The organism is Kitasatospora sp. NPDC048286, from assembly GCF_043201735.1.
GTDB lineage: Bacteria > Actinomycetota > Actinomycetes > Streptomycetales > Streptomycetaceae > Kitasatospora.
The window spans coordinates 72863-84717 of record NZ_JBICZE010000003.1; the positions used below are offsets into that span (position 1 = coordinate 72863).

Here is an 11855-nt window from a genome sequence, read left to right on the forward strand (position 1 = left end):
GGGCGCGCCCGCCGGGCGATGGCCCGCCCAGTGAAGCAGCACCGGGCCGGCCAGGGCAGCGAGGGCACACCAGGTGGAGACGAAGGCGAGGCGCCGGAGCGGAGCACAGGCGACGGCACCCGCACCAGTGAGGAGACCGAGACGGCGGAGCAGCGGGTCGCCGCTCACCAGGGAGGAGCCGATGGTGGCGAGGAGGTAACCGGCCGGCAGAAGGGCCGGGTTCGGTACGCCGACCGCGTAGCCGAGCGTGTGGCCGCGCACGGTGGCCGTCACCGGGTGGGACACGACGGCCACGGCCAGCGGGACGGCGACCGCCGCACCGAGCAGGGTGAGCGCGGCGAGCACCCGTCGGCGCGGCCCGCTGGTCGCGCACCACACGGCGGCGGGAACGAACACGGGCAGCAGCGGCAGGGTGGCGACCGCCCAGGCGGTACGGGCCGCGCCGGCGAGGCCGTCCGGCAGCCCGCCCTCCGTACCGAGCCAGACCAGCGCCTCGATCACCTGGTGCAGGCCCAGCACCAGGGGGAGTGCGGCGAGCGGAAGACGCTCGGGCCGGCCGGCCCGGTGGGCACGGACCAGGCACGCCACCCCCGCGAGCGCGACCACCCCACCGGCCACGGCGTCCGCCCGCGCGCTCCAGCACTCGCGGCCTAACCGCTGCTCCCGGGGCGGCCGCTCTCTGGGGGATCGCCGGTCGGCTTCTCCTCCGGTCCGCCCCGCGCGTCCCCCCGCGCGTCCCCCCGCGCCTCGTCCTGCGCTTTCTCTCCCGCTGCTTCCTCCGCCTTCTCCTCCGTCTTGACCTTCTCCGGTTCCTCCGGCAACGCCCCGATGCTCTCCAGGGTGTCGCGGGCGGTTCCGGGCATCGCCGGATGGCGGCCGATCACGATCACCCCGACCACGATCGCCAGCATCCCGGCCGCCTGCCAGGCCAGCGCGGCCGGAGTCACCCGCAACCGGTCGCCGAGGAAGCCCACCGCACAGGCGATCCCGGCCAGCGGCTGGGCGGCGGTCAGCGCAGGCAGGGACATCCGCAGCGGCGCGGCCTCGAAGGCGCTCTGCACCAGCAGCAGCCCGACCACCCCCGCCACCACCACCGCGTACGGCTGCCAGCTGCGCAGCACCGCGGCCAGGCCGTCGTGGTCGAGGCGCTGGGTGGTGGTCCGGGTCAGCGCGTCCTGGAGGCCGTAGAGCAGTCCGGCGGCGAGCGCCAGCAGGGTCGCCTCCTCGAACAGCGGCAGCCGCCGGGCCATCGAGACCAGGAGCAGGACCAGCCCGACCACCGTTCCGACCACCAGCCAGTGCCGCAGCTCCCCGGCGAGCGGCCCGCCGCCCGTCGGCTGCCCGGCCACGATGAAGGCCGTCACCCCGAGGGCCAGCAGCAGCACCCCGGCCCAGCCGGAGCGTCCCAGGGTCTGACGGGTCAACACCCGGGCCAGCGCCATGGCGAAGATCAGATTGGTGGCCAGCAGCGGCTCGACCAGCGATACCTCGCCCTGGTTGAGGGCGAGCGCGGAGAGGATCAGCCCGCTGACCATGAACCCGGTGCCGAGCAGCCACTGCGGCATCCGCATCAGGTCGAGCAGCAGCCGCCAGTGCAGCAGATCGGAACGCGGGGCTCGCTGCGCCGCGTGCTGCTGGAGGACGAAGCCGAGCCCCAGACAGCAGGCCGCACTGAGAGCGAGGAGGAAGACCGCCACGGAGGGACCACCAGGTTGTCGCTGCCCGCGCCGCGCCGACGAGTCCGAGGGGTGGGTCGGGCGTCGCGGCCGCTCCCGTCAGCCTACCGCCGGGCCGGTGCCCGGGCCGGTCGCGCGACGACACGGCGCGGCGGGCGCCGGGCGCCCCCGGCAGCGCTTGCCGCCATCGGCCGGGCAGGCGCACGCTGGTGAGAGCGGCCGCCGCGGGTCTCCGTCCGTGCCGGTCCGGACAGCGCGACGGGGGCCGCCGCCAGGAGGTGTGGCATGCACAACCAGTGGGACGTGGAGCTGAACTTCGACGAAGACGGCGTGCACACGACGTGCGAGGCCAGGCTGACCGGCGCGAGGGCGCCCGGCCTGAGCGCGCACGGCGAGTCCACGAAGAGCGCGGACGACCGTCCGCTCGCCAGGATCGGCGAGGAGGTCGCGGCCTCCCGGGCCCTGGAGGAACTGGCCCACAAACTGCGGACCCAGGCCACCGGGGAGATCGACGACGAAGGGCACCGTCCGGGTTACCTGATCTACTGAGCTGATCTACTCAGCCCACCGTCGCCCGGGCGGCGGCCTACCGGCGTCGCCCGGGATCACGCAGGACGTGGTCCGGGGCCCCGTCCGGCAGGAGCGAGCACGGTCGACCCGCCCTCGGCTACCCTCCCCCCTCGTGGACGATCACCCCGAACCCTCGACCCTGCGCGTCTTCATCGCACTGGCTCCGCCCGACGACGCCAAGGACGAGCTGGCCCGGGCCCTGCAACCCGCCTACGCCGGTTACCCGCGACTGCGGTGGAACCGGATCGAGGACTGGCACATCACCCTGGCCTTCCTCGGCGAGCTGCCGTCCACGGCGGTGCCGCCGTTGCGATCGGCGCTGGCCGGTGCGGCCGCGTCGCATCCCGCCCTGAACCTGCGCCTGCGCGGCGGCGGCCACTTCGACCAGCGACTGCTGTGGAGCGGGATCGACGGAGACCTGGAGCAGCTGCACCTGCTCGCCGCCGACGTCCGGGACCTGGTCAGGTCCTGCGGAATCGAGTTCAGGGAGCGGCCGCTGCGCCCCCATCTGACGCTGGCACGCTCCCGCCGCGACGACGCCGTCAGCGTTCCGCTGGCCGCGGCCGGTCTCACCGGGTTCGTGGGCCGGCCGTGGTGGACCGAACGTCTCCACCTGGTCGGCAGCAACATCGGCCGCGGCCCCGGGCCGATCCGCTATCGCGACATCGATGCGTGGCGATTCGGCGCCAGCGTCGTCCAGGCCGGGAGCGACGGCGCTCTCACCGACTCGTAGCCGGCCGGCACCTGTGGATGGCGGGGAGCCGACACCGGGCCGGAGAGCCGTCCGAAAACCACCGAAGTCGGATCACGAACTCCTACCAGTACGGGCCTCCCACTGGTCGCGGGCCCGACGTCGTCGTCATCATCACTTGTGGCAGACACCATGTCACGAGAGGACCGAGATGCCCCGGACGTTCAAACTGCCCCGCCTCAAGGCGGGGATGGTCGCCGTGGCGACCGTGGCGGCGCTGGGCGCCGCCGTGCCCGGTGCCCACGCGGCGGGCAACTGCACCCACTACGGGCAGGCCGGGTACGGGCAGGTGTTCACCGACTACAACTACTCGGGTGACTGCTGGGAGTTCAAGATCGGGACCTGGACGGTCTTCCCGGTCCTGGTCAACCACAAGGTCTCCTCGCTCAGGAGCTGGGCCGCCTACTCCGGGCAGGTCGTGCACCTGTCGGGCGACGGCATGACGTTCGACGCGGGCGCGGGTGAATGGTGGGCAAGCCTGCCCGACTGGTTCAACGACCACGCCAACGCCGCCTACTGACGATCGGGCACCCCGCGTACCGAGGGGCTTCCACACCTGCGGCACGGTGCGAGCCGAGCCCCGGGCCCGGGTCCGGACCCGGCTCAAGACCCGGACCCGGCCCCGGGCCGAAAGCGGTCGAGCGCTACCGGGGCCGGTGGGGCCCATGGGGCAGGTGCGGACGGTAGCCGGGCTCCTGGACGGGGAACTGCTGGCCCGCGCCCGGCAGGGTGGGCGCCGGATAGTGCGCCACCTCGTACTCGGCCAGTTCGAGTTGCGCGGCGGTCGCGGGCAGCGCCGGGGCCCGGCGCACGCCGCGATGGAACTGGAAGGCCGAGGTCAGGTCCCCGAAGGTGCGGCGGCGCCAGTCGGTGACGGTGGCCGACCGGACCCCGGTGAACCGCTCCAGGAACCGCAGCACCGAGGTGTGGTCGAAGGCCTCACCGGCGACCCATCCGCCCACCGTCCAGGGCGAGACGATGATGCACGGCACCCGGAAGCCGCCGCCGATCGGCAGGCCGTCGACGAACTCGCCCGGGGTCCCGGCCGGGGGCACCGGCGGCGGCACGTGGTCGAACAGGCCGTCGTTCTCGTCGTAGTCGAGGATGAACACCGTCTTCGCCCAGACCTCGGGGTTCGACGCGACCGCCTCGATCTTGGACGCGACGTAGTCGGCACCGGCGGCGGGCAGGTAGTCCGGGTGCTCGGACTGGTGGCTGGTCGGCAGGATCCAGGAGACGGCCGGCAGCCGGTCGTTGCGCGCGTCGTCCTCGAAGGTGCCGGCCGGCCGGGCCGTCATGCCCTTGCGGTGCAGCGCACTGCCGGGCGCGGCCTGCTGAAAGCTCCTGAAGAGCGAGAGCACGTTGGTGCCGTAGTTGTCGGCTTCCTGGTAGACCTGCCAGCTGACGCCGGCCGCCTCCAGCTGTTCGGGGTAGGTCTTCCAGGTCAGCGGCTCGGGTGCCGAGTTCCTGGTGACGGGGCCGCCCTGGCCGCCGTCGGCGCCGATCGAGCCCGTCATCCAGTACAGCCGGTTGGGCCAGGTCGGTCCCTGGACCGAGCAGAAGTAGTTGTCGCAGATGGTGAACGACTCGGCCAGGGCGAACTGGAAGGGGATGTCCTCCCGGGTGTAGTACCCCATCACGTACGGGCCGTTGACGCCGTCGGCGGCCCGGTGCGCGGGCAGCCACCGGTCCATCTTCCCGCCGTTCCAGGCCTGGTGCTGCACCGACCAGGCGTGGCTGGTGGACGGGATCGCCTGCGCGCTCGTGGTGCGGGTGTCCAGGTGGAACGGCAGCAGGTAGCCGTCCGGGTTGGCGCTGTCGGGCTGGTGGAACACGGAGCGCCCGTTCTCCATCCGCAGCGCGTGCGGGTCCGCGAAGCCGCGGACGCCGGCCATCGTGCCGAAGTAGTGGTCGAAGGACCGGTTCTCCTGCATCAGCAGGACCACGTGCTCCACGTCCCGCAGCGAACCGGCCCTCGGCACCCCCGCCGCCACCGCCCGCTGGACACTCGGCGGCAGCAGGTTCGCCGCCGCTGCCGTCCCCAGCACACCGGCCGCCGATCCCAGCAGCCTCCGTCGGGTCATTCCGGACATCCGTCCGCCCTCTCAGTCACGCCGGCGCGCGTGCGGGATGCCACCGCGCCGGATCGCCTTTCGCCTTCCCCGGGAACTTCGGCGCAGCGGAGGTGACGGATGAACGGTCGAGGGCACGCCGGTCACCCGCCGAGCCGGCCGGCCCTACGCGCCGGGCCGCGAGAAGGTCAGACGGTCGACGGCGGACGCGCGGGGGCCGGGAGCCGCGGCGGCCGCCAGGGTGACGGCGGCGAGCCGGCCGTCGTCGTGCGGGGCCGGCTCGGGCGCCCGGCTGAAGGCCGGGCCGGACCGCGTCCGCTCCTCTCCCCGGGTGGCGACGGTCAGGCAGGCCGCGATCAGCACGACGTTCTTGAGGATGTACTGCCCCTCGAGTGTCGGGACGGGCGGGACGCCGTGCACCCACACGTCGTTCGGCAGCAGGACGAGCGTCGCGAACACTCCGGCCATGTGCACGAAGAACACGGCCAGGACGACGCGGAGCAGCAGCCCGGTGACCAGGCCGGCCCCGATGGCGACCTCCATGACCGCCAGCAGCGGCCGCGAGACGCCGGGCGGCACCAGGTCGAGGGTCAGCAGGCTCATGCAGCGGGTGGCGAGGTCCTCGGCGGGACTGGCCCCCGGGATGAACTTGAGCACCCCGAACCAGAGGTACACCAGCCCGACGCTGGCCCGCAGTACGACGGGGGCCACCCGCCGGTAGCCGCGGGAGAAGACGTCGGCCCGGCGTCTGCCGGACCGCACCACCCGTGCGGGATACGACTCCATCCGCCCCTCCTTCGGATCCCTTCAGAGTCCCCGGCACCGAAGAGGACGGGATGTACCGTGGTTGGCTGGATCCGGGTGAGGGGTAGCCCGAAGTGCCAACCGGGGCACGGCCCGTCAGGTGCCGGCTCGGAAGCCCGCAGCTTAGCGCCCGGCCGGCGTGATGGATAGGTTCATCAGGTCCTCCAATGGTGCGATGAAGTCCGGCTGTGCCGGACCGGTGCCTGGGCGAAGTGCTGTCGGAGCCGGGCGTGGCGGAACTGGTAGACCGCGCCGACCTTGCGCAGGACGCCCCGCTCGTGGGCGTCCTCGAGGAACGTCATCGCCGCCAGCGGGAGCCGTCCGGTCAGGGGCAGCCAGGTCCGCGCGAGGACCGTCCACTGGCCCCACGCGGTCAGGCTCAGCATGGTGCCGAGCCCGATCGCGAACGCCGCGAGGACTCCGAACCTGAGCGCGTACCCGGCGTCCCAGATCAGCCGGATGCCCCAGAGGGAGTTGTGGACGAGGGCGAGGAGGGGCTGGCTCCCGACCCCGACCAGGCATCCGAACACCGGCGCGACCATGAGCCACTGCAGCAGCACGGTCCTGCGGTTCAGGTCCAGCAGGTCGCGGGGGCCGGGGGCGGACGCGATGGTGACGGGGGCTTCGACCCAGGCCATCAGCGCCCCGGTGAGCGCGGCGGCGAGGGCGAACACGGCACCGAAGAACGCGGCGTACACCGGTCCGACCCTGTACCACGCCGCGTCCCCCGAGGTCAGGGCTCTGCCGATCCCCTGCAGGAGGCCGACCCCGGCCCCGCCCACCAGCCCTGCCACGAGCCCGAGCCCGGCACGCGCGAGGATCTCGGGGCCGGACCTGGCACCCGCTCCCGCCGTCCTTCCGACGAGTCGTATCCGGACGCGCGACGGCTGCAGGGCCCCGTCCCGGAGCACGAAGGCGATCCCGTGCGCGAGGGTGGAGACCAGGACGGCCGGAAGGCCGTTGATCAGTCCGTCCAGCACCGCGATGGTGAACCCGTCCGCGAATCTGGTCGTGAGGTCGCGTGCGGGCCCGTCCCCGTTGTCGTAGAAGGCGACGGCCCCGTCCAGGGCGCCGATGACGAGGGCGACACAGGCCCCGGTCAGGAGCCCGGTCAGGAGCATGCGCGGCACCAGCCGCATGGCGCCGTCCAGTTCCCACCACGCGAGGTCGGGACGGCCGTTCCGTTCGAGGTGCCGGGCGAGGAAGCCGAGCCAGCGGGACACCCGTTCCGGATCCCGGTTCCGCTCCTCCCGCGACCACTTGGCCGAAGCCCTGCGGCCGGGTTGGGGCGGCGGCAGCGGACCGGAGGGGTACACCGACGGGACCAGCGAGTCCAGCAGGTGGCTCTCGATCGCCTCGGGGGTGGGGAAGAGGCACCGGTCGGCGAGGTCGCCGGGCTGCCGGTCCGGGGCCGGGCGCTGGTAGGCGGTGCGGCACAGCCACAGCATCAGCGGAACCGTCAGGACCTCGGCCGCGGGGCAGGACGGGTCCCCGGTCAGCGCGTCCGCGAGCGGGCGCCAGCGGTGCCGGTGCTGGGGCGTGGCGCTCCTGAGCAGGTACCGCGCGGCCTCCTCGGCGGTCAGCGGTTCGGCCTCGACCACGGCGGCCGAGCGGAGCACCTCGGTGGAGCCGATCGCCGCGGCGTAGTTCTCGGTCCGGCAGGTCAGGACCAGGGGGGTTCCGTCCTTGAGGGCGTTGAGCTTCTCCAGGGCGACCGACTGTTCGGCGGCGGGCAGTTCGTCCAGCCCGTCGAGCACGGGCAGGATGCGTCGGCCGAGGCGCAGGAGCCGGGCCGTCTCCAGGCTCAGGTAGGGGTACTCGCGCAGCAGTTGGTGGTCCAGCCAGTCGGCCAGGTGCTCCACCCGGGGCCGCCAGGAGGCGAGCGGCAGCAGGACGGGGACCGGCTCGCCCTCGCGCATCCGCTGCAGCAGTTCGACCACCAGCAGCACGGCCAGGGTCGTCTTGCCGCTGCCGGGCCCGCCCAGCACGACCAGTCTGCGCTGAGGCAGGCGCAGGAACGCGCCGGCGAAGGAGGCCAGGTCCGCGATGCTTCCCTCGACGGGATCGATGGGACCGGTGGATATGTCGGGATCGACCGGTTCGGCGGGACCCGCCGTCAGGTCGGGGTGGTCGCCGAACTCCCCACCGGGCCTCGCACACCATCGGACGGGGATCGGCTCCGGCCCGTGGAGGCCGCGCAGGGCGGCCTCCTGCCGCCACTGCGCCAGCACCACGTTTCCCAGCTGCTGCGCCGCGGTCTCCAGCCGATCGGGGAAGCGCAGGGTGAAGTAGTTGTTCTGGACACTGTTGGCGCCCGACAGGATCGCGGTCGGGCCGTAGAAGACGAGGCTCGGTCCGCTGCCCGGCTCCGCACCGGTCATGAGGCCCCGAAGTGGTTCTCCTGGCGGCTGTGGTCACCGACCGCGATCGCGGTCGGCCCGTGGAAGGTGTTCCCGGTCATCGTGTTCCCGCCGTGGGCCGGACCGGCGGCGGCCTCGGCGGCCTGGACCTCCGCCACGGCTTCTTGCAGCGTCCCGGCGAACCCGGTGTCGTTCTCGGCCGCCTCCTCCAGGGCCAGCCGCAGCCGCTGCCGGGTACGGTCGGTCGGCTCGGGCAGGCCGGAATCGGCCTCCTCGATCATCCGCTCCAGGGCCGGGTCGGTGCCCAGGCGGACCGCCACCACCTCGTGCAGGCGGTCCATCCCGGCGTCCAGCGCCTGGTCGACCTCGGTGTCCACCCGGCCCGCCACCCGCTTCGCCTTGCGCACCGCCCACGCGAAGAGGAATCCGACCGCCAGCTCCATGCCCACCATGCTCGCTCCTTCGCAGCACGCGTCAGGACGCGTTTCGTCGGTGCGCCGACCATAGCTCCACCGCACCGGCCGCGTGGCGGGAATCCCGAACCTCACCCCGGGTCGGACGCGTCCGAACTCCCTTGATCGGACGCATGTATGACGATACGTCAGTCAATCGACGCAAACCGGTGGACCCGGGCGGCAGGCGTCATCGGGATGTCATCGACCGCTGCGACGGTCGTCCGGTGACTTCGGTTGGCCGGCTCATGGAGGGGAACACCGTGAACACCGCGACGAGGACAGCAGGCCGGTGGCGGCTGGTGGTGGCCCTGGTGGCCGCCGCCCTGGCCATGGCCACGACGGCGGGTTCGGCGACGGGTTCGGCCGGTACGGCGGCGGTGGATCTGGCGAGGGCCGGCGGCGGCACCGGCGCGCCGCCGCCGATGGCGGACGGGTTCGGCCTGACCCAGGTCGCCCCCGCCATGGGCGGGCCCACCGATTTCTACCTCACCGTGACCACACCCGAGGTCGCGGGCAGGCACCACCTCAAGATCATCCTGCCGCGCGGCTACGACGACGACCCGGCCAGGCGCTACCCGGTGCTGTACTTCCTGCACGGTTCGCCCGACAACCCCCTCAACCAGACCTACCCGGCGCTGACCACCTCGAACGCGATGATCACCGTCATCCCGGACGGTGGCGCCCGCGGCTGGTACGCCAACTGGCGGGACCAGAACACCCCGGCCGGAGCCCAGAACTGGGAGAACTTCCACCTCGGCCAGGTGATCCCGTTCATCGACGCCAACCTGCGGACCGTCGCCACCAGGAAGGCCAGGGCCGTTGCCGGGGTCTCCATGGGCGGCTTCGGGGCCTTCCACTACGCCCAGGACCACCCCGAACTGTTCAGCCAGACCGCCTCCCTGTCCGGAGACATCGACCTCTCGATCGACTCCATGGACCTGAGGCTGGCCGTGGTCGCCTCCCTCGTCGACGGACAGGGCGTGATCTGCGGCCTGTCCTCGGGTTCCTGCGACCCCGCGAACTCCCCGTACAGGCCCGCCGTGGACAGCGACGCCCTGTTCGGCTCGCCCTACCCGGTGCTCAACGCGGACTGGCGGTGGAACGAGGTCGACCCGTCCCGGCACATGGACCGGCTCGCCGGAGTCGGGGTCTCCGTCTACGTCGGCAACGGGCGCGGCGTGGTCACCCAACCGGAGTTCTGGCTCGAAGGCGCCGCCAAGCACGTCAAGGGCGCCATGGACGCCCTGGGCATGCCCTACCACTACGTCGACTACGGCGACGGTTCCACCTGGGGCAGCCAGTGCGACGGCGGCCACAACGGCGGCTGCTGGGAGCAGGACCTCCGGGACCTGATCCCCCGGCTGGAGACGGCCTTCGCGTCCTGAGCCGCTCGAGTCGCCCGAGTCGCCCGACCCGACCTCACCGGGCGACTCCGGTGAGGTCGGGGCCGGCGTCGTCTCCGCGCAGGATCATCCGGTACGTCTGCCGCAGCATCCGGCCCGGCGGCACCCCCAGGTCGTCGGCCAGCCGTCGGCGGGCGCGGTCGAACACGGCCAGGGCGTCCGCCCGTCGGTCGCCGCTGTACAGCGCGCGCATCAGCATCGCCGCCACCAGCTCGTTCAACGGGTGCTCCGCGGACAGGGCGAACAGCTCGTCGACGGCCTCCGCGTGCCGGCCCAGCCGCAGCTGCCACTCCAGTTTCCGCTGCGCGACGGCGATCCGGCGCTCGGCGAGCCGCAGCCGCTCCAGCTCGGCGAGCGGGCCGGGCAGGCCGGCGAGGAGCTCCCCGCGGAACAGGTCCAGCGCCTGGGAACAGAGGCGGACCGCCTCGGCCTGGTCGCCCGCCCGGTGGGCCGTCCCGGCGGCGGTGACCAGATCCTCCATCCGCGTCAGGTCCACCTCGGCCGCGCCGGAGACCAGCCGGTAGCCGCCCCGGTCGTGCTCGATCACCGAGTCAGGGCTGTCCCCGATGCGCAGGATCTTGCGCAGCCGGTAGATGTGGACCGGCACCACATTGGCGACCGGTGGCTCCAACCCCCAGACGCCGTCCAGCAGTTCCTGCCGGCTCAGGGCCCGGCCCCCGCGCAGCGCCAGTGCCGCCAGCACGGCCTGCCGGCGCGGATACCCGAGGTCCAGGGAACGACCGTCCCGCCAGGCTCGCAGCGGTCCGAGCACGGCGATCCGCACCGCGGGCCCGGACGTTGCCGTAAACCCGGCCGTTGCCGCGGGTCCGGCCGTCCCGTTCGCGGCGCTCCGCGGCGCGGGGCGCACCGGCTGCGCGCGGGGGCCGCGGCCCGGGGCGACCAGCCCGCAGTCGAAGGCGTGGACGATGGCGGCGGCCCGGTCGCGCAGCCCGAGCTTCCCGAGGATTCGTGCGAGGTGCGCGGCCACGGCGTCCTCGGAGGTGGCCAGCGCGGCGGCGATCTCGTCGTCCCTCAGCCCGCAGCCGACCGCGTGGAGCACCTCGCGCTCCCGGCGCCCGAGTTCGCCGGCGCCGGGCCTGCCGGTGGTGGCGGTCGTCGGCATCGCTGCCCCCTCGACGAGAGTTCCGCTCGGGTGCCTCCGGCCCACGCAGCGCTCCCCGTACCGCCCGAGCAGACCGTTCCCAGGCGAACGGTACCTCCTCGTCCGGGACGGTAAACCGTACGGCGGCGCGGGGACGGGATCGGGCCTGGTGGCTGGCATAGTGTTGGCGGCGAACGCGGCGAACGCGGCGAACACGCACGCCACAGGCCGCGCGACCGTCGCAGGCGCGGCGGCGGACCCGTCGCGATGGGTCGACCGGGCGGCTCCTCGGACCCGCCGAACTCGCCGAGATGAAGCACTCCACGAGCCTCGGACGCGGCGCCGACTACGGCCTCGGCCCGGAGCGCACGCCCACCCCGTGCGGGGACTTCTGGGGCCACCGTGTCGACGGCATCGGCTACAGCAGTGTCATGCTCGGCGACGACACCGGGCAGCGCCGGATCGTGCTCTCCCGCAATCCGTACGACCCCGCGGGGCGGCACGCCTCCGAGGTCGCCTTCACCAGTCTGGTGGCCACCGTGGCCTGCACCGGCCGGACCGCCTGAGGCTCGTCCGGCCCGGTGACGAACAGCGCGGATCCGCAACCGGGCCGGTGGCGGGTGACCGGCGCCGGTCCCGGTCGTTGCACACCGGGGGTCGCA

10 protein-coding genes and 2 pseudogenes are annotated in these 11855 nt (G+C 73.3%); 5 read left to right on the forward strand and 7 right to left on the reverse strand.

Annotated elements, in window-relative coordinates:
• Nucleotides 1–57: 57 nt before the first annotated feature.
• Together ACGF13_RS08185 and ACGF13_RS08190 are read right to left on the reverse strand one after the other, a co-directional pair.
• Nucleotides 58–618 (reverse strand): annotated as a pseudogene (locus ACGF13_RS08185) (DUF6629 family protein); the annotation flags it as partial.
• A gap of 239 nt (nucleotides 619–857) precedes the next feature.
• Nucleotides 858–1697: pseudogene (locus ACGF13_RS08190) on the reverse strand (DMT family transporter); the annotation flags it as partial.
• A gap of 264 nt (nucleotides 1698–1961) precedes the next feature.
• On the opposite strand from ACGF13_RS08190, the gene ACGF13_RS08195 reads away from it, so the two are divergent.
• From ACGF13_RS08195 to ACGF13_RS08205, 3 genes are all read left to right on the forward strand, one after another.
• The gene (locus tag ACGF13_RS08195) at nucleotides 1962–2225 is read left to right on the forward strand and encodes a dsRBD fold-containing protein (RefSeq protein ID WP_392870299.1); all 264 of its coding nucleotides are present in this window, start codon (nucleotides 1962–1964) and stop codon (nucleotides 2223–2225) included.
• Nucleotides 2226–2358: 133 nt separating this feature from the next.
• Nucleotides 2359–2979, forward strand: a complete 621-nt coding sequence (gene thpR, locus ACGF13_RS08200) for an RNA 2',3'-cyclic phosphodiesterase (RefSeq protein WP_392870302.1) — start codon at nucleotides 2359–2361, stop codon at nucleotides 2977–2979.
• A gap of 169 nt (nucleotides 2980–3148) precedes the next feature.
• A complete protein-coding gene (locus ACGF13_RS08205) occupies nucleotides 3149–3517 on the forward strand; it encodes a hypothetical protein (RefSeq protein WP_392870305.1) in 369 nt (122 codons plus the stop codon).
• Between the two features lie 124 nt (nucleotides 3518–3641).
• Here ACGF13_RS08205 and ACGF13_RS08210 read toward each other — a convergent pair whose 3' ends face one another.
• The 4 genes from ACGF13_RS08210 to ACGF13_RS08225 all read right to left on the reverse strand — a co-directional run bounded on the left by ACGF13_RS08210 (nucleotide 3642) and on the right by ACGF13_RS08225 (nucleotide 8685).
• Nucleotides 3642–5090: an alkaline phosphatase family protein gene (locus tag ACGF13_RS08210; protein WP_392870308.1), complete on the reverse strand. Its 1449-nt coding sequence runs from the start codon at nucleotides 5088–5090 to the stop codon at nucleotides 3642–3644.
• Nucleotides 5091–5234: 144 nt separating this feature from the next.
• The gene (locus ACGF13_RS08215) at nucleotides 5235–5855 is read right to left on the reverse strand and encodes a DoxX family protein (RefSeq protein WP_392870311.1); all 621 of its coding nucleotides are present in this window, start codon (nucleotides 5853–5855) and stop codon (nucleotides 5235–5237) included.
• A 173-nt stretch (nucleotides 5856–6028) separates the two neighbouring features.
• On the reverse strand, nucleotides 6029–8254 hold the full coding sequence (locus ACGF13_RS08220; protein ID WP_392870314.1) for an NACHT domain-containing protein: 2226 nt from the start codon (nucleotides 8252–8254) through the stop codon (nucleotides 6029–6031).
• Nucleotides 8251–8685, reverse strand: coding sequence for a hypothetical protein (locus ACGF13_RS08225; protein WP_392870317.1), 435 nt, complete (start codon nucleotides 8683–8685; stop codon nucleotides 8251–8253). Before ACGF13_RS08225 ends, ACGF13_RS08220 begins: the two co-directional genes overlap by 4 nt.
• A 332-nt stretch (nucleotides 8686–9017) precedes the next feature.
• Here ACGF13_RS08225 and ACGF13_RS08230 point away from each other — a divergent pair, with 332 nt between their 5' ends.
• Nucleotides 9018–10073 (forward strand): alpha/beta hydrolase, encoded by a 1056-nt coding sequence (locus ACGF13_RS08230; RefSeq protein WP_392871639.1) that lies wholly within the window; start codon nucleotides 9018–9020, stop codon nucleotides 10071–10073.
• A 34-nt stretch (nucleotides 10074–10107) separates the two neighbouring features.
• Here the strand turns inward: ACGF13_RS08230 and ACGF13_RS08235 are convergent, their stop codons facing one another.
• Nucleotides 10108–11214: a BTAD domain-containing putative transcriptional regulator gene (locus ACGF13_RS08235; RefSeq protein ID WP_392870319.1), complete on the reverse strand. Its 1107-nt coding sequence runs from the start codon at nucleotides 11212–11214 to the stop codon at nucleotides 10108–10110.
• A gap of 290 nt (nucleotides 11215–11504) precedes the next feature.
• Between ACGF13_RS08235 and ACGF13_RS08240 the strand changes: the two genes are divergently transcribed.
• On the forward strand, nucleotides 11505–11759 hold the full coding sequence (locus ACGF13_RS08240) for a hypothetical protein (protein ID WP_392870321.1): 255 nt from the start codon (nucleotides 11505–11507) through the stop codon (nucleotides 11757–11759).
• Nucleotides 11760–11855 lie beyond the last annotated feature (96 nt).

Bases quoted from the DNA above. Each gene is read 5' to 3' on its own strand.
- ACGF13_RS08195 (WP_392870299.1), top strand. From the start codon at position 1,962: ATGCACAACCAGTGGGACGTGGAGCTGAACTTCGACGAAGACGGCGTG.
- ACGF13_RS08205 (WP_392870305.1), top strand. From the start codon at position 3,149: ATGCCCCGGACGTTCAAACTGCCCCGCCTCAAGGCGGGGATGGTCGCC.
- ACGF13_RS08210 (WP_392870308.1), bottom strand. From the start codon at position 5,090: ATGTCCGGAATGACCCGACGGAGGCTGCTGGGATCGGCGGCCGGTGTG.
- ACGF13_RS08215 (WP_392870311.1), bottom strand. From the start codon at position 5,855: ATGGAGTCGTATCCCGCACGGGTGGTGCGGTCCGGCAGACGCCGGGCC.
- ACGF13_RS08220 (WP_392870314.1), bottom strand. From the start codon at position 8,254: ATGACCGGTGCGGAGCCGGGCAGCGGACCGAGCCTCGTCTTCTACGGC.
- ACGF13_RS08225 (WP_392870317.1), bottom strand. From the start codon at position 8,685: ATGGTGGGCATGGAGCTGGCGGTCGGATTCCTCTTCGCGTGGGCGGTG.
- ACGF13_RS08230 (WP_392871639.1), top strand. From the start codon at position 9,018: ATGGCCACGACGGCGGGTTCGGCGACGGGTTCGGCCGGTACGGCGGCG.
- ACGF13_RS08235 (WP_392870319.1), bottom strand. From the start codon at position 11,214: ATGCCGACGACCGCCACCACCGGCAGGCCCGGCGCCGGCGAACTCGGG.
- ACGF13_RS08240 (WP_392870321.1), top strand. From the start codon at position 11,505: ATGAAGCACTCCACGAGCCTCGGACGCGGCGCCGACTACGGCCTCGGC.